Here is a 23,225-nt window from a genome sequence, read left to right on the forward strand (position 1 = left end):
TTATGTTGATTCTGCTATATAGTGAAAAGCGGCTAAAGAAGTCTCACCCGATAGCCTGAATCGACGCCAGATCATAGGACTGATACTCCGAAGAGCTACTTTCACAACGTAGGTTTTCATGCGGAGATAAGAGCATTTATTTGATTGTGCCATCTTCCTTAGGGCAAGCAGTCGCTGTTTGAGTTTTTCCGCTTTACCGGGATGAAACCTAGCCAGTAAATTAACTTGGCCTAATGTCTGTGCATAAGGACCACTGTCGAATACTGTAATTTCTCCCCGCATGAAGGCCTGCTCGATGTGATTAACCGCAGAGCGAATCTGGCTTTGACGGGAAGTAGAAAGGCCGGGCTTAGAATTGACAGAAAGCTTAGTAACATCCATACGCTCGCCGGAAGTTCTGATCTCATGTTTAGTGCGTTTGGGTCGATAGCCATGCCTGAAAAGCATGCCGTAAAGGCTCGCAATAACTTCCGTTTTAGTCGAATTATCAAGGAATATTTCCGACGAAACCGCAATATCATCAACGTAGCGGGAGTAAATCAGTCCGCGGGCCTTAAAGCTGCTATGCAGCGCTGGTTCAGCATCCCAGAATGCCAAGTTGGCCAGAAATGAACTTGTGATTGCTCCCTGAGGCAACTCTCCATGACGGGTCGTCATGCGTGTCTCCATTGACTGAAGCTTTCCCCACTTGCCTTTCACACCTAATGTCTCATTAAGACCACAGGCTTCGGCAATGAATTCAACCAGACTGGCCGATTTGTGCGTATTGAGCTGATCAACGATAAAGATCCATTACCCCGTTGGATTGTGCGTCACAGTTTGGCGAATATGGGCCACGAAATCCTGCTCGGTTCGCCTGTCCTGAACGGTCGGTTGGAGGATTTTTCCGGTCGCGATTTCCAGATTGGCTATCAGGCATTACGTACAATGCCGGATGTATTCGCAATCCTGTCGGGCCACCTGATGCGCTTTCATCGGGGTCAGTGCGCTCCGTTCCCGCGCTTGAATACCGGTTTTTCATCCACACTGACAACATGGATACCCTGAACCTGTAATGTGGAGGCCTGTCGGTAAAGTGTGCAAATCTCCTCTACCCGTTGCTCATAGTCCTTCTGGTCTTTGCGTGTATGGATCCACTCTTCAACTTTATGCGGTTTCAGCGCTCCGGCATTTTAAAAAAACGTGTAACCGGCTGGTCGAAATATTGTCAACAATACCCCGTTTAATCACTTCCCGCCTGAGAGAGGGTAATGTCCAGTGACTGAGCGGGCACTCGCTCGCCTGCGGATCCTCACAAGCCACCGTCAATATTTGTGCCACTTGCTTGGCACTGAATTTCGATTTGCTTCCGCTCCGGTACAAACGGCACATATTTCGTCGAAAGTCCGACTGAGCAGGACGGAGATTAAAAAAACTGGCTCCATTTCGCATTGCTGAGTTTTATACCGTAATTTACGGTTTGAGTCGTGGTAATGAATGTGAAACCGTAAGTTTCTGTTCAAATGCTCCCGCTAGTCCAGGAACAGCCTCGTGTCGCACCACAAAATGGTGGACAGGCTCCTCCTCTCGGAATTCTACCTATTAATCCGTAACTCTTTTCTTAGCAATTCCAATATGCTATTTACTTTAGGAAGCAATTGTTTTCCAATCGGCCATACTAAATTAAGTGGTAGACCATCTGTGGTCAGCTCAGGCAAAATTATGATTAAATCACCTCGTCTTATATCATCACGTACTAACCATGTAGCTAATTGTGCTATGCCATATCCAGCTTTAACTGCACTAACCTGCGCCTCGCCGCTACCAACTATGATGCGTCCTTCCATTGTTTTGCGTTCAACCAAACCAGTATTGTTTGCTATCAACCAAGGACTCGTGCTTCCATCAGCTTTACCGTAAAGTACAGAATCATGAGATAGTAACTCGCTTACTGACGTTGGTGTACCGTATTTTGCTAAATAGTCGGGGGAGGCACAAAAAATTAGACGTTCTCTACCAAGATAACTATGCCCCAAAGAAGCAGGCCACTGTTCCGTTCCTCCAATACGTACTGCCACATCTATTCCCTCATTTAGCAGATCAACAAAACGATCAGTGAGTGATATGTGAGGCAATAAATAGGGATGTTGTTCTGTAAACTGTAAAAGTAGTGGCAAAACATGTAAACGGCCAAACGCCTCTGGTACGTCTAATCGCAATCGCCCTACAGGTTCTCTAAATTGAGTACTGAGAACAATTTCTGCTTCTTTTAAGTCAGCAAGCACACGTACACAAGTGCGGTAGAACGCACTTCCTGCATCAGTCAGAGCCAATCGGCGAGTTGTTCGCTCAAACAGACGAGTACCCAGCCGATCTTCTAAGCGTGCCACACTCTTGCTAATTGCTGAATTGGTCAAATTCAGCTGATGTCCAGCTGCGGTGAAACTACCTAAATCAGCCGTGATTACGAAAGCTTCTATACCTTTAAGACGTTCAAAAGGAGTCATATTACTATTCCTATTATAGAGTTAAATTCCATAATGGTGTGAAAAAAAAACAAATATAAGATTTATTTTTTTCAATAAACTAGGTTCAACAATTGATATTACGTTGGAGTCTTTTTTAATGTCTTCTTATTCAACATCAGTCGAAACAAAATCAGTTAGGCGTAGTGGTCTTTCTATTATTATTCTTGCAGTAGCAGCTTTCGTTATTGTCACTACAGAATATCTAATAGTTGGGCTTCTTCCTGCATTGTCTCGTGATTTAAATGTTTCAGTTTCAGTAGCAGGACAACTTGTTACATTATTTGCGTTTACAGTCATGTTGTTTGGATCAGTATTGACCGCATTATTATCTCACATAGAACGCAAGCGCTTATTTATAATTATTTTGCTAATATTTTCGGTTTCCAATGCTCTAGCAGCAGTTGCTCCAAATATTTGGGTACTTGCTATCGCCCGTTTTATTCCTGCTTTGATGCTACCCGTATTCTGGGGAACAGCTAGTGAAACTGCCGGGCAAATTGTTGGTCCTAAACGTGCGGGTCGAGCTGTTTCACAAGTTTACTTAGGTATCTCAGCAGCACTATTATTCGGTATTCCATTAGGTACTCTTGCATCAAATTCTATTGGTTGGCGAAGCACGTTCTGGGGATTAGCTGGCTTGTCTCTTTTAATGGCAATTCTCATGTTTATCTTCATGCCTACCGTTGCACGACCGGAGAAAATGAAAATTAAAGAACAAACACGTATTCTAAAAGATCCTCGGTTTGTATCTAACGTATTGTTATCTGTTGTTATTTTCACCGCGATGTTCACCGCTTACACCTATTTAGCTGATACATTAGAGCGCATTGTCGGGGTTCAGCCAGCATATGTCGGATGGTGGCTAATGGGGTTTGGTGCTATCGGTTTGATTGGAAATTGGCTAGGTGGCCGATTTGTTGATCGTAATCCACTAAGAGTTACTGTGATATTCACGATACTCTTAGCTATAGGAATGGCCTTCAGTGTACCACTGGCTAGCTCTTTGTTCCTGCTTGGAATATTTTTAGCACTGTGGGGTATTGCTTACACCGCATTATTTCCCATCTGTCAGGTACGTGTTATGAAATCAGCTTCACATGCTCAAGCTTTGGCAGGTACTTTGAATGTTTCTGCTGCTAATGCCGGAACAGGGCTAGGTGCAATCATTGGCGGGGTAGCTATCACACAGTGGGGCTTGGGCAGTATCGGTTACGTGGCTACTGCTATTGCTATTATCGCTATCCTTATGGTGGTATGGATTGCACGATTAAAATAAATGGAGAGCATTGCTCCTTCCTTTCAATCCTAAATAATGGGGAGGTAGTCAAACTACCAAAGTCTAAACACCAAATTTTGGATTTGATACCTAAGAATTGTAGAACTTAAAAACATATTCTCAACACTCACTGTGAGTATTTCCAAGGAAGGAATTTTTTTAATTTTCAAATTCAGGTCGCCTCAGAAAACGGAATTTAAAGCACCTTAAGCTGTCTTACTCCCAGTGTTCAGACGATGTTTGGTCAACAACCCTTGATGGCTTGATGGGTTTCCAGTTCCCGATCCAGCTCTGAGGGTGAAAAATCACGTGCGGAACCTTTGTATGCGGATAAGCTGTTAAGCAAACCTTGAGTGGAAATAATCTGTTTCAATCGTAATCGCCCAATTAAGCCGTGCGTTTTACAAGATGTCGCCCATGTTCACGTTCCACGGTAGCAGATCGTGCAGGGGGTCGCCGGAATGACGTTTAGGGAGTTCTGTAAAAATATGCCGGAAGTAAAAATAAGGATTGATGTCATTAGCCCGGCAGGTCATCACCAGACTATATAAGTTTACGCTCGCGAAAGCGCTCTCAGCCGAGGTGGAAAATAACCAGTTTTTTCGCCCAGTTGTGAACGGCCGGATATCCCGCTCGGTGACGTTGTTAGGGGTTTGGGGAGCAACGGAACAGCAAACGCTGTTAATCGGTCAGTTTAAATAGCCATTAATTTATTAATCAAAAAATTACACCTCTTCATTGAACGCTCTCAGTTCGCCTTTACTGACGGACTCCGGCACAGTAAAGGAATAGCGCCCTTGTATATTGATATGCCCACATTGTAACGGCTAAAGTTTTTCAACATCTTCATCCTGAACCGGATAACCTTCACGCCTGAGCTGTTGGACCGCTGCATCCATGTAAATAGTGTTCCACAGAAAATAATATTGAGCACCAGACCTAATGATCCAAGTTGATCTTCCTGGGGTTCTAAGTCATAACCGCCGAAAATTCCGTCAGCCGAAATTCAGCCCGGTATTTCTTGACCGCTACACCCATATTCACGTTCCACGGGAGCAGATCGTGCAGAGGATCGTTGGGATGGCGTTTGGGGAGCTCCGTAAAAATATACGGGAAGTAAAAATAAGGATTAATATCATTGGCACGGCAGGTCATCACCAGGCTGTATAAGTTCGCGCTCGCGAAAGCCCCCTCCGCAGAGGTGGAAAATAGCCAATTTTTGCGCCCGGTCGTGAACGGGAGGATATTCCGCTCCGTCACGTTGTTGTCAATGCTGATATGACCGTCTTCCAGATAGACAATCAACTTCGGCCACTGGTTCAGTGTATAACTTATCGCCTTGCCAATGGCACTTTTCGGTAACGCCGTCCGGCTGGCCTCAGTGAGCCCGTCGTGGAAGTCTTTCAGCACCGGCTCCGCTTTTTCCTGCCGTAATCGCCGTCGCTCATCGGGGCTCAGTAACCGGGCTTCCCGCTCAATGGCGTACAGCCGGGCGAAATACGTCAACCCCTGTTCGGCCCGGCCCGCTTTTTTGCCTGGCTGCACTTTCTGGGCATCGGTAAATTTGCGCCGGGCATGGGCCATGCAGCCCGCCTGTCTGACCTGTTTCAGCGTATCGTAAGCCGCGTAGCCATCGGTCAGCAGGTACCCGCTATAATCGCCTAAGAAGTCAGCGACACAGCGCCCGCTGCGGCTTGGCTGATAGTCGAAAATCACAGCCGGGTGAGCGGCAAACTCGCCGCTGCGGTAGACCCACATGTAGGATTTGCTTTGCGCCGGGCGATCCCCTTTGTGAAGCACCTGTACGGGGGTTTCATCCGCACATATCAAGGGTTCATTGCGCAGATGCGCCTGCATCAGTTCGACCAGCCCATGCACCTGACGGCCGAGCTGCACACACCAGTTCGCCAGCGTGCTGCGGCTAATCTCGATACCGGAACGCGCCAGAATATCGGTTTGCCGGTACAGGGGCAGCGCATCGACATATTTGGCCGTGACAATGGCGGCCTGCGTGTCCGGGCTGGCTATTGTGCGGGGCAACAAACTGGGCGGCGCCGGGGCGGTGATAATTTTGCTGTGCGTCTGCCTCTTTTCGCACTGCCGGCAAGCGTATTTGGTGCGTTCGTGACGAATAACACTCACTTTCTGCGGGACGATTTTCAGGGTTTCTGAGGTCTCAACGCCGAAGGTGTGCAGCGGTTCGCCGCAACAGTCGCAATGCGGGGCATTCAGGGTATGGCGCTGAACTTCCCGTTCTAACCCGGCGGGCAGCGGCTGACGGCCCTTTTTATGATGGGCAGGCGCCGGTTTGGGCAGGGCATCCTGCTGTTCCGCCTCGTTGAACGTGCCTTTGTCGGCTTTTTCACTTTGTTTGCCAAAGCGTTTCGATTTGCTCAGGTTGAGCTGTTCGAGCAGTTGTTTGATTTGAGCACGCAGTTCAGCCAGCGATCCCGCCTGCGCCTGATTCGCGGCCTGAAGCTGGCAGACAAGGGCTTTCAGTTGGTCAATATCATCCGGCAGGTCAGTCATTATTCAGGCTCTCACGGGGGAAAGCCGGAGGTAAGGTCAAGGTCACGGATCACACTTTTAATCCCCGTAAGGGCTGATGAGCGCGGGGAGGCGAGAGGGTCAGCCCCGATAACAGCCAGTTCAGTTGCGGGCGCGTAATGTGCACCGTCCCGTCGGTTTTCGGTGCAGGCCACTGAAAGCGGCCCCTTTCCAGCCGGCGATAGTAAAGCCAGAAGCCGTTGGTATCCCAGAATAAAATCTTGAGTTTATCGCGATGGCGGTTGCAGAAAATAAATCCGGCGTCACTGAGCGGATCGAGGCCGAGGGCATCCACGATCCCCGCCAGCCCGTCGATAGATTTTCGCATGTCGGTGTGACCGGACACTATATAGATCGTGCCACACGGTATCATCGCAGCGCCTCAATCCAGTGGCGGTGGATAGCACGGCGATAAGATACGGAGGGAGACGCATCTTCAGCCGCTCCAGGGCTTCCGGTAGCTCTTTGGCCAGTGCCGCCCGGCCTTTGTGGAGGGTTTCTCCGAACTCAAGGAATATCCCGTACAGGGCATTAATCTGTGCTGTCCGAAACTTCACCAGTTGCCTGCGAGTCCGGTGCAGAACCAGTACAGACTGTTGTTCTTCCGTTTTAACAGCGATTTCTTTGCCCGGTTGCTGTACCGCCATCCAGATAGCACGGGCATCCATCACATCATTTTTGTTACCCATGACGAATGCCTTAACAAAACGAGCTTGCATAAGCCGGACTTTATGCCCCTGTTTTTTCAGTTCACGCGCCCAGTGCTGAGAGCCTCCACAGGCTTCCATACCTATCAGACAGGGTTCCCGGTTACTGAAGAAAGTCAGAAAATCCTGGCTACGTACCTGCTTATCAACCACTTCGCCAGTGTGCTCATTGATGAAGTGAACCTGAATCAGATGTTTTGCGATATCAACGCCAACCGGTATATATTTCATGTGTGGAGTCTCCAGTCTGAGGGAGCTTTATGCATCCCGTATTGGGCACTATGATGCCGGAAATCTGTGAGGCCCCACACCTCTCTCTTTATTCATCGTCGTGCTCCGGATTTAATGGGTGGGGCGCGTTCATTACATTTCCTTCTCTGTTATGGGGATAACAGTTCGGATTTTCCCATGAGTAGCATTATTGGCAGAGCCAATTTGTTGCTGACCACCTCCACAGGAGGTGGTATTCAGTTGTGAATAAAAAGAAAACACACTATGACAAAATCTTAATCCGTCAGATAGGTGTGGTTAATTGGGCGGTTACGAATTTTCGGGCTACGATCCGGATGCTGGTAGCGGAAAGCTGGGAAATGTTAATGGACTTATTACTGAATGAAGATAATGATGAAGTGAGTGCAATCAAAAAAATCTGAATCACCCTGTCGATATTATTATGCGCTTTGAGACGTAGACTTTATTGTGCCCAAGCGCTAAGGATGATATGACCTTTTCGGAGCAGAACTCAGCATTTGCCCTTTAATAACAGAAAAGTCGGTGCTCCCCCTGTTTGTCACTCGATTCACTGAGAATTGCTGAACCCGTTTGCCCTGTATTGACAAAAAGAGCGGATATGATTATAAAATATCAGGTTAACTTGAGGTCAATAAATATGACAAAAAAGAAACATATTGATGTTAATAGAGCCTTAACCATTGGAGAGGTATCAAAACGAAGTGGAGTTGCCATATCAACTCTGCATTTTTATGAATCGAAAGGATTGATCAGTAGCTCACGCAATCAGGGAAACCAACGCCGTTTTCCTGCAATTGTCTTGCGTTATATCGCAATAATAAAGGTGGCACAAAGTACAGGCATTCCTTTGAAAGAAATACAGAAAATACTCAGCCAATTTCCTCCCAATAGCACCCTCACAGCCAAACAATGGAGAGTACTTTCCTCACAATGGCGGAATACGCTAGAACAACGTATAACCAAATTAACTCAGTTACGCGATAATCTAGATAGTTGCATTGGTTGTGGTTGCCTTTCACTGACAGAATGTCCATTGCGCAATCCAAATGATATTTTAGGAGCAACAGGTTCAGGACCGAGAATTTTACTGCAAAAAGACTCAATAACAACCGACTAAAGATCGTAGTTTAAACGGGCTGAAAGTCCGGATATATATTGAATGAATGATGAGTCAATTATCCAGCCTGAAGTTATCATTCGGGTTTGGTTCAAAATGATACTTCAAATAGGCCTTTATCATCTCTTCCGTTATGGTAATACCACTCGCTTAAGCAAACTAAGAAAGTCATAATCGGCCTCAACTGATTGTCTGAGGCCGATTTTTTATGTCTGAATTTTCTCGTGAACTCCAAGCTGTAACGGCTCGCGTTTATAAGAGCTTATTCAGTATTTTTTCTACGCAACAGCACGACAAGGAATGCGAGATTGACGAACTGAAGACTGGTATTCAAATGCCTCTCACCGTTCTTCCACAATCGTCGACATTTTTCTAGCCAACCAAATGAACGTTCGACGACCCACCGCTTGGGTATCACCTTGAAAATATGGAGTTCACTGCGTTTGGCTATTTCGACCGTCGCACCCAATATATGATGCACACCCTCCGCGAAGGTTTCTCCGGGATAACCGCCATCGGCTAACACACTCTTCACGCAGGAAAGCGACTTCTTGTGCTGGGTAAATGCCATCAAAGCGCCTTTTCTGTCCGTGATATTGGCCGTTGTTACTGTAATTGCATGAGGTAAACCCTGCGTATCTACCGCGATGTGTCATTTGATGCCAGAAATCTTTTTACCTGCATCATAGCCTTTTTCACGGGCCGTATCTGTGTTCTTAACGCTTTGCGCATCAATGATCACGAAAGTGGTGTTGTCGTTCCGACCATGGCTGATGCGGGCCTCGCCAACCGCATTTTTTTAACGCCTGCTCCAGCAGGCTTGGCTCCGTTTCTGACGGTCTCTCTTTCCAAAGTTTGAAATAGTAGTACACGGTACTCTTACTGGGGAAATCACTGGGGAGCATATCCCACTGGCAACCACTCTTGAGTAGGTACAGCAGTGCGCAAAACACGTCATACACATCGACTTTTCGGGGACGTGTGCGTTTTCGACTGCTGAGTAACAGGGGTTCAATTTCCTGAAAGACTTCTCGGCTGATATCACTAATATAGGCTTTTCTCATTCCGATAGGACACAGGAAAAATAGTCACGTTTGAAAAAGATTCTGAATAGGCTGTCAGAAACCAGCGTATCCAATTTCACCAGCGGCCTTTTTCTATCAATTGACGGCATAAAAAACACTCGGCTCATTCTCGCTCGCTATCTCTCTGTTAATGCGACAGAGCCGTGAATTCTACCTCGTTGTTCAGCTCAGTCTTACTCTAACTGAGCTGCAGCATTACGTTGCTTTAGTTGTTTTTCGGAAATAGATAGCTCCTGAGTAATAATTCCATTAGTTTTTATATCCATTAGAGATAGATTGACAATATGGTTTACTTTTCAAAGAGAAAACAATAAAGCTAATTATTGCCATCAGACAAACACTTGTTGCAGCATAAACCATTAGCCATTCAAAACCAGAGGTTAAGGCGATGTGGATAATCTCATTAGGATCTGTTATGTGACCTATACTTCTTGCCACAGTAGTAGTATCTCCAGTCGCTATTTTTTCTGCTAATCCTCGTATTTGTTCATTACCTATTAAATTAAAATGGTTATTTAAATAGACGATAATCCCTTCAACTAAAAGAAATCCCATTACAGCAATATTAAATGCTAATGAAATCATGCGTGCGCTTGTGTCAGAACCAGATGCCATGCCTGCTCGGTCAACAGGAACTGATGCCGTTATCGTATTTGTTGCTGTAGTGTTTGTTGCACCTACTCCTACTCCCGCTAACATACAACCAAGTAGCATTATCCATTCTTTCTGGTTATGCCTATTAGCAATAATCATCAAAATAAAACCAGTACCAATAATAAGAAGACCTATAGGGATCACAATTCTTGGTTTGTAACGAACAGCCAAACGCTCAGCGAATGGAGGAATAAAAAGGGTTGGTAATGTATATGCCAGTAATGCTAAACCTGTTTCAACACTGTTATAACCCAAGCCTAAGTGAAAATAGATAGGCAAGTAGATGATAAATGGCCAAAAGCTAAAATTTTGTCCCATTGAGCCAAATAGAGCGCCGGAGAAGTTACGAATTTTGAATACAGAAAATTCAAACATGGCTTGGTTATTAGAGCGTTCAGCAAATACAAAAGCAATAAAGCTCAGAATTGATAATCCAATGATACTTAATGCTTCTACACTGTTAAAACCTAAAATTGGTCCTTGAGTAACAAATAACACCAAACAGAAAACACCAATAGATAATGTCAATATTCCTTTTAAATCCAATTTAGCGGCGTTGATATTACGTGATTCTTGCACTCCTTTTACACTTAATAGTAATGTTATAATGGATAAAAATACGTGAATTAAAAATACCGATTGCCAATTTATATAAGTAAGAATAAGGCTACCTATTATCGGCCCGAAACCAAGCCCTGCACCAAAAACAATACCCCAACACGCAAATGCATTGCCCCTTTCTTTTCCATCACGAAATTGGTTAGAAAGAATAGATATCTGGCAAATAAGCATCATCGCAGCACTAAGCCCTTGTAAAAAACGCGCTATAATAAGAACAGTTGCGTTGGTTGTGAGGCCACAAATTAAAGATGTAATACCAAAAGAAACAATACCTAGAATAAATATTTTTTTACGGCCGTAACGATCTGCGATTGTACCAACAGCCATTAAGATTGTTGTCATTGCGATAGTATATGCAGTCATGACCCATTGTAATTGGCTAAAACTAGCACTCATTACCTTTTCTATAGTTGAAAGGACAGGTGGGATGCTTGATATCTCCAACCCTAGCATAAGAGCAGATAAACAAACTGCAATTAAAGCGTATTTCCCCTGCTGTATAGATGTATTATTCATAATAATCCTTTGATAATATAGTCAATATCATTAATTTATTAAACAGACTTTATTCTCCAATAGTATTGATGAATTATCTATATATCAATGTTATGATTTTGTATTTCTATGACAACATTATGGCATGATTAATGAATCGAATAGCGCTTGATGTAGAATCCGTAAAAACATTTATTTATATTATTGATTTTCAAAGTTTTACTAAGGCAGCGGATGCACTAGGTACAACTCAGGGAGCGATAAGCGTTAAATTGAGGCGCCTAGAAGAACGATTAGGCTATAAATTAATTGAACGGACTCCCAGATTAGTACGGTTATCGGCTCAAGGCACCGTTTTTATTAACGCGGCAAGAGAGTTTATTGCTGCGCATGATAGGGCCGTAGCTGCTCTTTCATGTGAGTGTCGACGTTTCAGGTTAGGTATTGCAGAACATGTTGCAGGACCTGAAATTCCTGTGTTATTAGCTAAACTAAATGAACGAGATCCCGCTTTAACAATTGAGATCAGATTAGAAAATTCGACTCAATTATTAGAGGCCTTTGATAGTGGGGAACTTGATGCTGTTATTGTCAGGCAAGATGATGATTACCGAAGTGGTGAAGACCTAGGTCCAGAACATTTTGGTTGGTTTGCGGCTTCAAATTTCCATCAACAGCAAGGAAAACCATTAAAGCTTGCTTCATTAGCACCTTGTTGCCGTGCTCGGAATATTGCCATTGATGTGTTAAATAATGCAGGAATAGAATGGGTAGAGGTATTCGTTGGGGGAGGAAATGTTGCTATTATGGCTGCGGTATCAGCAGGTCTCGCGGTTGCTGCTTTTTCATGTCGCCTTGCTCCTCCTGATACTACTGAAGTTGGAAAAAAATTTGAATTGCCAAATTTGCCTTCCTCTAGGATCATATTACATTCAAAACTCACAGATCAACGTTCCAAAGAAGCTCTGCGTACATTAGTAGCAGCATACCGCGAACATGGAACGTCCTAATAGGGGCCGCGTGGAAAACGGATCTATGGTCACTCCCGTTTTTGCAATACTGAAGTTGAAGATATGTTGGCTTGCTTGAATCTAGGTTCGAGCACCAACATTGCTGCCATCTGGCACACTCTGTCTTTCAGGCAAGCGATCCCCAGCGGTCGGGTTTTCCCGTTTGGCTTGGGTATATGGACGCGTCTGACCGGTTTCGGGACGTATGTACCTTCCCGAAGTTGTTGCGCCAGTTCTCCGAGCCACCGTTCCACACCGTATAACTCAATATCGTCGAAAGTCTGCCCATCCGTACCCGCCGCGCCTTTATTTCGGCGGCAGCACTGGTACGCATAAATCAGCACACTGCGATGGTATATTTTGTCGTACAAAGCGTGGAATCTAAGCTCAGATCTTTCCTTCGCTTTTGCATGTAACGTCGTCTGCAATTCCTGAACGTATTTCGGAGTTCTTAGGTTGCCCAATCTCCAGTTCCTCATCACTTTCGGCGTTGTTTCTGAACCAAGGCTCCTTTCCTCCACCGGCATTACCCGGCTTCCCCGGTACTACGAGCCTCTCCGTCATCCTGTCGTGCCCGGTCTGGCCGTCACCGGCTTCCGGTTGGTGTTAGCGTTCACCACACGCAGGACTTCCCGTGTTGCTCCGGTCTTCCTCTTGTATACATGCTGTCGCTACTACCCCGGTGGAGGTTGCAGGGTGCACTTTTCGTTCACTTCCCCTGTAACTGGCAGCCTTCCCCAATAATTTGGTGGGTCGGCCTCCACATTGCGTTTTTCGAGGCCTGCTCAGCGTTCACTCACGTTACGGCCTGCATACTCGCTGAATCACTAAAATGATCCTATACACCAGAGGCTTCAGCCGCTTTGTTACCGCTACGACTGCTCCGATTACTACCGGCTGGAACGAAAGTTGCCGGGCGGGGTTCGCACCCGCTGAAAGATAGTGCCTTTGCACGGCGCACAAAATATCCTACGCTAAGCCTATTTATTGCACAGTTCCTCATCAATACTAAAACTCATTATGTGCATTTCGGCGTTTCCGGCGTGCAACCCCATATAGCACATATGAGCAGGCAGAGCGTGAGATCGGCACCTAACAAGGTGGGGTTCTACACCAGAACCTCAGAAAATTCCGCCACCAGAGCTAAAGCTTATCTGGTTTGCATGACGTTGAATAAATTATAGGTTATGTGAGGAGTCTGACACTCAGAGGAAGACAATTGCTTAACGTGAGTTTTCGTTCCACTGAGCGTCAGACCCCTATATCGACAAATTTAAACCGATTCTATACAGATAAGAAGCCTCATCATGAGGCTTCAGGTTCGCTGACCTAACAAGTCATTGCAGAGGTTTGCAATCAAGCCGTTATTTCAGAAGCTTTTCGCCATCTTTAAGCCTGATAAGTGTTTGTACGAAAGGAATTCTCCTCTTAAGCAGAGTGCAGATTTTTTTGGCAGGCAGTGGTTTATCCAGAACATGAAACCCATCCAGTTTTTGATAATAGGTTTTATCTTTCACACCGAGGTGATCTGTTTTCAGTACCTTACCCGTTGCTAAGCCGTAAGCAACAATACCTACGCCTGACTCATACAAAAAGACAGTATCTCCTTCACGGATTTTTTCTATTTTCTGGATATAGCCTTCTTCAAATGCAGCAGCAATGCCATTTTTAATCATAAATTGGTGATCCGCAGCACTATTGGCTTTGTTCGTGTTAAGCAGAAAATAGGTTATTCCCTTCGTATGGTTATCATCAGATACACCTCCGCCACTGAGTTCAGCATCCAGTTCTTCGTTTCTCATCACCTCCCATTCACTGAGTGCGTATTTTTTTATTAGCTCATAAAGAACATCCTGCCGGGTACAGCCAACTGAATCTGCCAAATCCTGAATGGCGGCATTCTCCTCAGCACTGACACGCACACTTAATGTAACCAGATCTCGTTCACGATCTTGATATATTTCCTTTAAGTGACTCAAAAAAGATTCATTCATTGATTCATCCTATAATTCATATTGTGATTCATTTGTTGGTTGATGAATCATACACAACAACAAAATAACAATCAATAAAAGATTCACATATGAATCTTAATTGGATTCAAAATACCGGAGTTAACAAACGGAATGTGACACTTATGTATACCACAATGTCATAGCCTAAAATTCTGCCATTTCTCTTTTGGATCATTACCTATCTGTCATGTACATTATGATCATTATTTAAATGTCATAATTGGGTTAAAAATGTACATTCACGGCTATCTACGTGCATCAACAAAAGAACAGGATGCTCTCCGGGCAAAAAATAGAATGAAAGCCTTTGTTGAAGAGAAAGGCTTTCGGTTAGCCAGTTGGTATCACGAAAATGTATCCGGCGCGTCACTGCAACGGCCAGAACTTTTACGATTGCTTGATGATGCTGCACCGGGTGACATTATTCTTATTGAGCAGGTCGACCGCCTTTCACGTCTGGATGAAGCGGGCTGGCAGAAACTTAAACAACTTATTCAGGAAAAACACCTCGTGATTGTCAGTCTTGATCTGCCGACGAGCCATATGGCGCTTGCAGAAAATGCGGGTGATGAGTTCACTCTGGCCATGCTTAAAGCGATTAACGGAATGATGCTTGATATGCTGGCAGCCATTGCACGTAAAGACTATCAGGATCGTCGGCGGCGTCAGGAAGAGGGAATATTGAAAGCCAAAGCCGCTGGTAAATTCCGGGGACGCCAAGCAGATAACCAGCTGCATGAGAAAATCATTGAACTTCGGGTTAAAAACAGGCAGAGCATCCGAGATACCGCGAGATTGTGTGGTGTCTCAGAACGAACGGTTATACGTATAGTTAAACTGAACACATGACTCTGAGGGATAAAATTTGAATAGGTAAGTGAGCTGAATCCGTATGTAAGGAGAATATTTATGCCACGGCGACAAATACTGACCAGCGAGGAAAAAGAATGCTTACGGATCGTACCGGATAATGACATCTTGCTGACCCGGATGTGCTTTTTAAGTGAACAGGATTTGGCACTTATCAACAAACACAGAGGATCAGCGAACCGTCTGGGTTTTGCTGTTTTACTCTGTTATTTGCGCGGGCCGGGTTTTACGCCGGATAAAAACAGCTCTCCTCACAATGGCGTTATTTCCAGATTAACTGACTGGTTAAAACTTCAGCCTGATTTATGGCACGAATATGCGGTGAGAGAGGAAACCCGTTGGGAGCATCTGGCTGAGCTTTATCGTTACTTGAGGTTGTCACCTTTTAGCCGATCTCTGCAAAAGACCTGCATCCGCCATCTTTATCCACATGCCATGCGAACCGATAAAGGCTGGCTGATTGCTGAAGAGATGCTCTCTTGGTTACACAACAATAACGTTATTTTTCCTTCCATTGATGTTGTGGAACGTACGCTTGCCGAAGCCATGACGCTGGCTGATAGAATGGTATTTTCTGCGCTGACTGCACCCTTGGCGCCGCAGCATAAAACAGCGCTGGATAGTCTGCTATCATCCGGCGATGAACCACTGTCCCGCCTCAAATGGTTATTACAACCTCCGGGGAAAATTAATGGTAAAAATGTGTTACAACACATTGATCGTCTTAACGCCATTGCAGGATTGGCCTTGCCCGAGGGAATTGAGCTTTCCGTTCATCAAAACCGGTTGCTGAAGCTAGCGCGGGAAGGCCGGAAGATGAGCAGCCGGGATCTGATTAAATTTTCTGATACACGACGTTATGCCACATTGGTCTGTATCATCGCAGAAGCCAGAGCGACTCTCACCGATGAAATCATTGAACTACATGAACGTATTCTGGGCAGTCTGTTCAGCAAGGAAAAACGCAAACAGGCCGAACGACTTCAGCAAACAGGAAAGCTGATTCAGAGTAAGCTAAGGCAGTATATTACAGTAGGTCAGGCACTGCTAATGGCACGGGAATACGGGAAAGATCCCTGGGCTGCGATAGAAGATGTTCTTCCCTGGCCGGAATTTATCACCAGTCTGGAAGAGACACAACTTCTGGCCCGAAAAGGTAATTTCGAGCCGCTTCATCTGATCACTGAAAAGTACAGTACCCTGCGTAAATATGCGTCCCGTATGTTATCGGCTTTAGAATTCAGGGCGGCATCTGCTGCAATGCCACTCAGTGATGCGCTGAATATGGTCAGAGAGATATACCACAAACAACTCCGCAAGGTGCCGCCATCAGCCCCGGAAAAGTTTATTCCTGAGAGCTGGAAAAAACTGGTGATAACACCATCTGGTATCGATCGCCGATATTATGAATTCTGCGTACTGAATGAACTTAAAAGCGCACTGCGATCCGGTGATATCTGGGTGAAAGGATCCCACCGCTACCGAAATTTTGATGATTACCTCATTCCGCCTGATGGCTTTGAAAAAGCGCTCAAGGATCAACTGTTACCGCTTACTGTACCGACAGACTACCAGGAATACATTAACATTCGTATGACACTTCTGGCATCCCGGCTGGAAGAAGTAAACGCTATGGCGATTGCCGGTGATTTGCCTGATGTTGATATTTCCGATAAAGGGGTGAAAGTGACGCCGCTGGATAACAGTGTACCTTCGGCTGTTTCCCCGTTTGCAGCGTTGGTTTACAGTATGCTTCCACATCCGAAAATTACTGAGATATTGGATGAAGTGGACAGCTGGACGGGGTTTACCCGCCACTTTACCCACCTCAAGAATAATCATGTCAAACCCAAAGACAAAAAACTGTTGCTGACCACTATCTTGGCTGATGGTATCAATCTGGGACTGACGAAAATAGCAGAATCCTGCCCCGGAACCACAAAAGCGTCACTGGAAGATGTTCAGGCATGGTACATCAGGGATGAAACCTATGCGGCAGCGCTTGCCGAACTGGTGAATGCCCAGAAAAAGTACCCACTGTCAGCATTCTGGGGAGACGGTACAACATCCTCATCCGATGGCCAAAATTTCAGGGTTGGAAGCCATGGCCGCTATGCCGGGCAGGTGAATTTGAAGTACGGTCAGGAACCCGGAGTACATATTTATACCCACATATCAGATCAGTACAGTCCGTTTTATACCAAAGTGATCAGCCGGGTAAGGGATTCTACCCATGTGCTTGATGGACTGCTGTATCACGAAAGCGATCTGGAAATTACGGAGCATTACACCGATACAGCAGGTTTCACTGAACATGTTTTCGCGCTGATGCATCTGCTGGGATTTGCTTTTGCCCCCCGGATTCGGGATCTGCATGATAAACGGCTATTCATTCAGGGAAAAGCGTCAAAATATTCTGGACTCCAATCAATCATATCCTCGACAAGTCTGAGTCTCAAAGAAATTGAGAAAAACTGGCATGAAGTCCTGCGTCTGGCCACGTCTATAAAACAGGGAACAGTCACAGCATCACTGATGTTAAAAAAGCTGGCCAGCTATCCCAAACAGAATGGGCTGGCAAAAGCATTACGGGAAATTGGTCGTATCGAGCGAACGCTTTTTATGCTGGACTGGTTTCGTGATCCGGCTTTGCGTCGCCGTGTACAGGCAGGTTTAAATAAGGGAGAGGCTCGTAATGCACTTGCTCGGGCTGTTTTTATGCACCGGCTGGGTGAAATAAGGGACAGAGGGCTGGAAAACCAAAGTTACCGAGCCAGTGGACTGACATTACTCACTGCGGCGATCACGTTATGGAATACCGTGTATATAGAAAGAGCCATCGAATCACTGAAACGGAAAGGGGTTCAGATTAATGAGCAATTGCTTTCGCACCTGTCGCCGCTGGGTTGGGAGCATATCAATCTGAGTGGAGATTACATCTGGCGTAATAATCTTAAGTTAGGAGCTGGAAAATACCGTCCGTTACGATCAGTTGATATCAATCTGTACAAAAAACAGGCTTAGCGTAGGATATTTTCCGTTTTCCAAGCGGACCCCGGGTACAGCGTCAGTATAGTGGAACGGCGGGACGGGTAGAAAACAGTCAGATCGGTGTCTTCCTGTGTTACGCCGGCAACGGCGGCCATGCCTTTATTGACCGGGCCTTATATCTGCCCAAACAGTGGACGGAGGATCGCCCCCGCTGTGACGCCGCCGGCATTCCTGACTTGGTGAGTTTTGCGACCAAACCCCAGCTCGCCCGGCACATGCTGGCGCGGGCATTCAATGCCAATGTCCCCTGCCACTGGGTCACCGCCAATGCGGTCTATGGACATGACCGCCGCTTGCGATGTTGGCTGGAATCCCAACATCAACCGTTTGTCTTAGCGATCCCCAAAAATGAGCGCCTCTGGTGGCAAAAACCGCACTACACCCGAGCAGACACCATTGCAGCCAGTCTGATCCCGGACGACTGGGAAAAACAGTCAGCCGGACTGGGAACAAAAGGCGAACGTTGGTATGACTGGGCACGGATCCCGCTCTGGCGCTTACAAGTGAGTGAAGAGGAACGGCGTTATGGCCATTATCTGCTGATCCGGCGTAACCGGGATGTGAAGCAGGAACTGGCCTACTATGTTGTCTATGCCCTTAAAGAGCAGGCCGATCTCAAGACGCTGATTCAGGTGGCCGGACATCGCTGGGAAATCGAAAGCGGTTTTGAGGAAACAAAAGGCGAGTGCGGTCCGGATCATTACGAAGTCCGGCAGTGGCAGAGTTGGTATCGGCATATTACGTTGTCATTATTGGCGCATGCGGTTCTGGCGGTTTTGCGGATACAGGAGAAAAAAAAACGCCGGCGGGACTGATAGCCCTGAGTGTAGCGGAACTGCGTAAGCTCCTGTCAAAACTGATGAGAAAAACAGGAGAAACCCTAAAGCAGATTTTATATTGGTCAACCTGGCGGCGGCGACATCAGTATCGCGCACAACAATGCCATTATCGTCGGCGGAATAGCCTTATGATTACAGAACGATTACGACTGTAGTACTAAGAAAAGAGTTACGGATTAATAGGTAGAATCAGAGAAGGAGACCCTGTTTCTAAATTTGTATAATTGCCTGTTTCGATTATGTTTAACTAATCCAGTAGAACTTCTGGTCCACGTCGTTTAAGAATGCGGAGCATTCTAAGAGCTGGGCCACTTGGCTTTTTTTCTTCTCGTTCCCATTTAGAAACACTTTCTTTTGACATTCCTAATGCCAGCGCTAGCATAGCTTGAGACATTCCATGTTGCGCACGCAATTGCTTTATCTCAGCCCCTGTCATCATAGTAACAGACTTAATTTTGTCGTTTATTTTCCGCGCCTTTACCGCTTTTTTGAGATCGTTAACTAAACTTTCCGGTGCAGCATCAACCGCATGTAGTTCTTTGACTAACTCAAGCATATTGTTTAATTTATTACTCACAGATGATTTCCTCTAGGATACCATGAGTTATTAACTCATTGATTTTCTGATCAGTATAGCTAAGGAAAAGTTTGGAAAGCTGTTTATATGCTTCCAATTCATCATCCTCGATTTCTTTTGTACCTTTAGAGCTAATGGTACTTTTTGTCCAGCCATCGGCAAAAAAGAGATGGTTGTTAACTTTAAAGAAGATGATGGCTCTTATTCCACCACTTTTACCTTTTCCGCCAATTGCTATTCGTTTTTTAATGACTCCACTACCTAGATCGGCTTCAAACTTCCCATTCTTAACTTCTTGTGCGGCATTCAATAATTGTTGATCGGAAATGTTAATTTTCTTCGTGCTTTTTTTGAACGATGAGATTTTATAGAAAGCCACAAATGTTCTCCGACTGGTAACAAGTACTATAGTAACAGGTGCTACTTTAAAATCAATTAGTAGGTGCAATGATTTGCAAACTATGTGGGTTTTATGAGCGAAGCGAATGAAAGGCGGCTCTCATTATCCAACGGGGGCAAAGTGGTTGAACCGCCGAAGCCATACAGGATCAATTGGATCGCTAACCACCTCTTCCCTACTAGGCTAGAAAAGTTATTACGTGGTTTGGGTTTAATAAGTTCTGCTAAAAGCACGCAGTGGTCACGCTGAAAGCGTGACGTATCTGCGCGTTAGCGGGCGTTTACGACCGCTTACGGGACGTTATTTATGGAAATTTTCCCTTGAACGTAGTGAAAGGGACTAACTATCGAGAGTTGTAGCTTTTAGGCTCAACTCGATTTTTTATTCCTTATTTATAAGGCTTGTTTTGTTCAGGAATAAATTTCGAAATTAATGAAAGATTAAAACACATATTCGAAGCTAACTATTTTATTTTTATACTTCATAGCAGTTTTGAGCAAAAAATCTGTTTCCGAAGCGGAAACAGTTGAAAAAAATGCAGAAATGGATAAGTTGAACGGGTAAGAAAGAATCGAAATTTATTACCTGGTGAAACACCAAAACCGCGCTAGGCGCGGTCAGTTGGATTTGTATTCAGAAAAACCAGCGTTAGGTGAGAATGACACCCTCTTGCTCAAGTAACAAGCGGTAGAATTGCTCCGAATATTCGTTTACGTGAGGATACTGTGCCTTTAGTGTGTTTTTTGCGTAGTGAACAGCAACCGGTGTTGTTGTTTTTTGCCATTCGACAAACATACGCCAGTAAATTGAATCTGATTTGTCCTTTTCACGTAGGTTCGCCACTGAACGCCGCGTTCTCTCAAGTTCGGCTTCCAGATTTTCCGCTTGGTTATCCAAAGTCTCAATGTTGTCTTCGATGTGTTTCAGCGCTTCGTTTTTCTGTTCCTGTAAATCCTGAGCAACCACTGAGCGTTTAATTTTTTTCAGTAGCTGGCGCAACGCATGTTTATTTTCTACATCAATGCCCAATCGCGCCATATTCAACAAATGACGTTGGTATTTTTTTTCCAGATTCTCAAGCTGGCCACTTTTGATAGCCCAGTTTTGGAAGTCAATTAAGCTCTGGCGGATTTCGTTACGGGGAATACCTTTGGACATAAAAAATTCTGGTTTCAGCCAAATTCGCACCGGCTTATTTTGTCCCGCATCACGGTCTTTATCCCGATGGACGACAATTTGCCCCATTTGCTCAAGGACAGACAACGCATGAAGTGCCACATCATATGATTTACGACCATTTTCATATTCATGCAGCACGCCCATTGCCTTAGCGATAAATTCAAAGGGCACCATCACTTCAAACAGATAATCATGACCGGGGAAAAAATCTGCATTTGCTACAAAGGCCAGTGATAATGAAGTCAAAGCTTCACGGCTTTCAGAGCGCGTACTGATGCGCATAGGTTTTGGCACATAGTGCGGATTTTTTCGTTCGGAATACGGCGTATAGCCCTTTTGACGAAGTGCGATAAGGTCACTATCGCGCCGCCAGTCATGGCTTTTCAGAGTACGGGATAACCGGGCAGACGTCCCTTTCGGGATTTTGATGTCCTGTTTCGGGATATTTCGCCGATGGATTTTAGACTGCCCCCGACGTAAAGCGTTGGATTCACCACGCCGGCTACGACGAACAGAGGGATCAAATGTTGATTGGGTGTGTTGATTTTTAAACACATCCCCTGCACTTATGGCGGGTATCTAAAAGTTGCAATAGAAGTCTCATCGTTCTATACTCCTATGCAGAAACCATTATCGATTTCTGCAAGTGGACCCCATATATCTGACGTCAAGCCGCCAAGTTTGTGACAGATTGTGGGGTTTTTCTTTTTAGCGATTAGTTAATCATATTATCAACTGCCCGCATTTAGTCACCTTTCGGCGTGACTGACCAACAAAAAGCCTTGATAACCTAGCACTGTGAAACAAAAAACTCAATAAACCTTTCTAATTGTTTTACTCTCACCAATAAATCATCTGAACTTATCAGAAAAATAAAATAACTAAATAAAAATTAAACAATATAGATATTAGCACCGGAAGAATAAACGCTCAAGAAGGTTATGACGTTACATCGTTCATGCTGTGATCTGTGCTGGCTTTTTCTATTAACCGACTAATCATTTCACCCTGAGATATTCCCTCTACTTCACACATTTTTTGTAATTTTAACTTAAGCTCATTAGATACATAAACTCTGATAGTTTTATCATTTGCAGCCTTGCGGCGAGCAACAAATGCTTGTTGTTTTTCACTCCCTGTTAATGGCTTACCTTTTCTGTACGGGCGTTTTGAGGAAGCAGCAGCTGTACTTGCCTGTGACATAAAACCTCCATGCGTATAATTCAAAATCTATATATTGGCAAATAAAATAGTATATATCATAATCAGTTAACATGGGTTATTTCTGAGCATATCTACAGGTAAATTGAGGTAAAAGTCACATCAACGGTTTGACGCTTTCTTACTTTACCATTAGTATTTTTTTCTACAAAAATGATCCACCGCCTGTCAGGATCGCCTTCGGGTGGCGAAACAACACTCCTGTAGCCTGAAAGGGAGAGCAAAATTGCGGTACATCTGCACACTTTTGGAAGCAGATATCGTCTGACGATGAAAGTTATCCTGTCACTTTATACACGGGACAGGCTTATCATACATATTGAGCAGTTTCCTGCCACGTTAACCATAACCCTTTTACTTTGTACTATTTTTATCCATGCTTTAATTCACGCACGATAAACGTCCCGAAAACTTCGCGGCGTCACTTGCGTTAAAGCGAAGCGATTACCAAGTGACGTCGCCACGCGTCAACGTCCAGAGCATGTCCTGTCTGGCTTTGTGACTGATTTGAACCTCATTTTACTCAGTGTCACCTCTTTCTATTAGCATTTTTATGCCTTAATTCACTTAGTTAGTTTGTTTTTCACCCACTGCCTGTCACAGGCTGATGCAGTAAAAAGGAGATATCACACGTCACGAATAATGAGGCGTTCATCCTGAGCTAATCAGGCACTGAACGGGGAGTAATCCACCGCCGTGCTGAGCACGTAGCGAACTCCTGCAAAAACTTAACGCAACCCACGCCCTGTATACACATTATCTGACGTACCACGGAATGGTGAACCTAACCGACACGCAGGGA

General features: G+C 45.0%; 20 protein-coding genes and 5 pseudogenes. 8 read left to right on the forward strand and 17 right to left on the reverse strand.

The genetic code is table 11. The features are described 5' to 3' along the window. Positions 1-657: a hypothetical protein gene (locus ABLA76_RS06130; protein WP_348987261.1), complete on the reverse strand. Its 657-nt coding sequence runs from the start codon at positions 655-657 to the stop codon at positions 1-3. A gap of 102 nt (positions 658-759) precedes the next feature. On the opposite strand from ABLA76_RS06130, the gene ABLA76_RS06135 reads away from it, so the two are divergent. Next, on the forward strand, positions 760-1,047 hold the full coding sequence (locus ABLA76_RS06135) for a hypothetical protein (protein WP_348987262.1): 288 nt from the start codon (positions 760-762) through the stop codon (positions 1,045-1,047). Positions 1,048-1,574: 527 nt separating this feature from the next. On the opposite strand, the gene ABLA76_RS06140 is transcribed toward ABLA76_RS06135, so the two are convergent. Further along, the gene (locus ABLA76_RS06140) at positions 1,575-2,486 is read right to left on the reverse strand and encodes a LysR family transcriptional regulator (RefSeq protein WP_348987263.1); all 912 of its coding nucleotides are present in this window, start codon (positions 2,484-2,486) and stop codon (positions 1,575-1,577) included. 118 nt (positions 2,487-2,604) lie between these two features. Between ABLA76_RS06140 and ABLA76_RS06145 the strand changes: the two genes are divergently transcribed. After that, positions 2,605-3,783: an MFS transporter gene (locus ABLA76_RS06145; protein WP_348987264.1), complete on the forward strand. Its 1,179-nt coding sequence runs from the start codon at positions 2,605-2,607 to the stop codon at positions 3,781-3,783. A 244-nt stretch (positions 3,784-4,027) separates the two neighbouring features. Here the strand turns inward: ABLA76_RS06145 and ABLA76_RS06150 are convergent, their stop codons facing one another. The 6 genes and pseudogenes from ABLA76_RS06150 to ABLA76_RS06175 all read right to left on the reverse strand — a co-directional run. Beyond that, the gene (locus tag ABLA76_RS06150) at positions 4,028-4,156 is read right to left on the reverse strand and encodes a hypothetical protein (RefSeq protein ID WP_348987265.1); all 129 of its coding nucleotides are present in this window, start codon (positions 4,154-4,156) and stop codon (positions 4,028-4,030) included. A 28-nt stretch (positions 4,157-4,184) separates the two neighbouring features. After that, positions 4,185-4,430, reverse strand: a pseudogene (locus ABLA76_RS06155) (transposase domain-containing protein); the annotation flags it as partial. A 78-nt stretch (positions 4,431-4,508) separates the two neighbouring features. After that, positions 4,509-4,753: pseudogene (locus ABLA76_RS06160) on the reverse strand (Tn3 family transposase); the annotation flags it as partial. Continuing rightward, positions 4,753-6,312 carry an IS66 family transposase gene (locus tag ABLA76_RS06165; RefSeq protein WP_348987266.1) on the reverse strand — a complete coding sequence of 520 codons (1,560 nt, stop codon included), beginning with the start codon at positions 6,310-6,312 and terminating at the stop codon, positions 4,753-4,755. The gene ABLA76_RS06165 and the pseudogene ABLA76_RS06160, both read right to left, overlap by 1 nt. Before the next feature lie 49 nt (positions 6,313-6,361). Next, positions 6,362-6,658, reverse strand: a complete 297-nt coding sequence (tnpB, locus tag ABLA76_RS06170) for an IS66 family insertion sequence element accessory protein TnpB (RefSeq protein ID WP_348987267.1) — start codon at positions 6,656-6,658, stop codon at positions 6,362-6,364. 73 nt (positions 6,659-6,731) lie between these two features. Next, positions 6,732-7,268: pseudogene (locus ABLA76_RS06175) on the reverse strand (IS110 family transposase); the annotation flags it as partial. Positions 7,269-7,510: 242 nt separating this feature from the next. Between ABLA76_RS06175 and ABLA76_RS06180 the strand changes: the two are divergent. Both ABLA76_RS06180 and soxR read left to right on the forward strand, forming a co-directional pair. Next, entirely contained in the window at positions 7,511-7,690 is a 180-nt protein-coding gene (locus tag ABLA76_RS06180; protein WP_348987268.1) for a hypothetical protein, read from the forward strand. 236 nt (positions 7,691-7,926) lie between these two features. Then, on the forward strand, positions 7,927-8,406 hold the full coding sequence (gene soxR, locus ABLA76_RS06185; RefSeq protein ID WP_348987269.1) for a redox-sensitive transcriptional activator SoxR: 480 nt from the start codon (positions 7,927-7,929) through the stop codon (positions 8,404-8,406). 54 nt (positions 8,407-8,460) lie between these two features. Here soxR and ABLA76_RS06190 read toward each other — a convergent pair. From ABLA76_RS06190 to ABLA76_RS06200, 3 genes and pseudogenes are all read right to left on the reverse strand, one after another. Then, positions 8,461-8,541 (reverse strand): annotated as a pseudogene (locus ABLA76_RS06190) (IS200/IS605 family transposase); the annotation flags it as partial. Between the two features lie 127 nt (positions 8,542-8,668). After that, positions 8,669-9,470 (reverse strand): annotated as a pseudogene (locus ABLA76_RS06195) (IS5 family transposase). 270 nt (positions 9,471-9,740) lie between these two features. Continuing rightward, entirely contained in the window at positions 9,741-11,282 is a 1,542-nt protein-coding gene (locus tag ABLA76_RS06200) for an MFS transporter (RefSeq protein ID WP_348987270.1), read from the reverse strand. Between the two features lie 131 nt (positions 11,283-11,413). Here ABLA76_RS06200 and ABLA76_RS06205 point away from each other — a divergent pair, with 131 nt between their 5' ends. Next, positions 11,414-12,271, forward strand: a complete 858-nt coding sequence (locus tag ABLA76_RS06205; protein ID WP_348987271.1) for a LysR family transcriptional regulator — start codon at positions 11,414-11,416, stop codon at positions 12,269-12,271. Between the two features lie 29 nt (positions 12,272-12,300). On the opposite strand, the gene ABLA76_RS06210 is transcribed toward ABLA76_RS06205, so the two are convergent. Beyond that, the gene (locus ABLA76_RS06210) at positions 12,301-12,798 is read right to left on the reverse strand and encodes a hypothetical protein (RefSeq protein WP_348987272.1); all 498 of its coding nucleotides are present in this window, start codon (positions 12,796-12,798) and stop codon (positions 12,301-12,303) included. A gap of 837 nt (positions 12,799-13,635) precedes the next feature. Next, the gene (locus ABLA76_RS06215; RefSeq protein ID WP_348987273.1) at positions 13,636-14,265 is read right to left on the reverse strand and encodes a hypothetical protein; all 630 of its coding nucleotides are present in this window, start codon (positions 14,263-14,265) and stop codon (positions 13,636-13,638) included. 252 nt (positions 14,266-14,517) lie between these two features. Between ABLA76_RS06215 and ABLA76_RS06220 the strand changes: the two genes are divergently transcribed. The 3 genes from ABLA76_RS06220 to ABLA76_RS06230 all read left to right on the forward strand — a co-directional run bounded on the left by ABLA76_RS06220 (position 14,518) and on the right by ABLA76_RS06230 (position 19,022). Further along, entirely contained in the window at positions 14,518-15,135 is a 618-nt protein-coding gene (locus ABLA76_RS06220) for a recombinase family protein (protein WP_047964936.1), read from the forward strand. Between the two features lie 60 nt (positions 15,136-15,195). Beyond that, positions 15,196-18,180: a Tn3 family transposase gene (locus ABLA76_RS06225; protein WP_348987274.1), complete on the forward strand. Its 2,985-nt coding sequence runs from the start codon at positions 15,196-15,198 to the stop codon at positions 18,178-18,180. Positions 18,181-18,263: 83 nt separating this feature from the next. Further along, entirely contained in the window at positions 18,264-19,022 is a 759-nt protein-coding gene (locus tag ABLA76_RS06230) for an IS701 family transposase (protein ID WP_348987279.1), read from the forward strand. 271 nt (positions 19,023-19,293) lie between these two features. Here the strand turns inward: ABLA76_RS06230 and ABLA76_RS06235 are convergent, their stop codons facing one another. From ABLA76_RS06235 to ABLA76_RS06250, 4 genes are all read right to left on the reverse strand, one after another. After that, complete coding sequence (locus tag ABLA76_RS06235; protein ID WP_348987275.1) at positions 19,294-19,623, reverse strand: helix-turn-helix domain-containing protein; 330 nt, start codon at positions 19,621-19,623, stop codon at positions 19,294-19,296. Continuing rightward, positions 19,616-20,002 carry a type II toxin-antitoxin system RelE/ParE family toxin gene (locus ABLA76_RS06240; RefSeq protein ID WP_348987276.1) on the reverse strand — a complete coding sequence of 129 codons (387 nt, stop codon included), beginning with the start codon at positions 20,000-20,002 and terminating at the stop codon, positions 19,616-19,618. Before ABLA76_RS06240 ends, ABLA76_RS06235 begins: the two co-directional genes overlap by 8 nt. Positions 20,003-20,671: 669 nt before the next feature. Further along, positions 20,672-21,757 carry a Replication protein gene (locus tag ABLA76_RS06245; RefSeq protein WP_348987277.1) on the reverse strand — a complete coding sequence of 362 codons (1,086 nt, stop codon included), beginning with the start codon at positions 21,755-21,757 and terminating at the stop codon, positions 20,672-20,674. Positions 21,758-22,141: 384 nt separating this feature from the next. Beyond that, a complete protein-coding gene (locus ABLA76_RS06250) occupies positions 22,142-22,405 on the reverse strand; it encodes a RepB family protein (protein ID WP_348987278.1) in 264 nt (87 codons plus the stop codon). Positions 22,406-23,225 lie beyond the last annotated feature (820 nt).

It is taken from the genome of Xenorhabdus sp. SGI240, from assembly GCF_040081915.1.
Classification (GTDB): domain Bacteria; phylum Pseudomonadota; class Gammaproteobacteria; order Enterobacterales; family Enterobacteriaceae; genus Xenorhabdus; species Xenorhabdus bakwenae.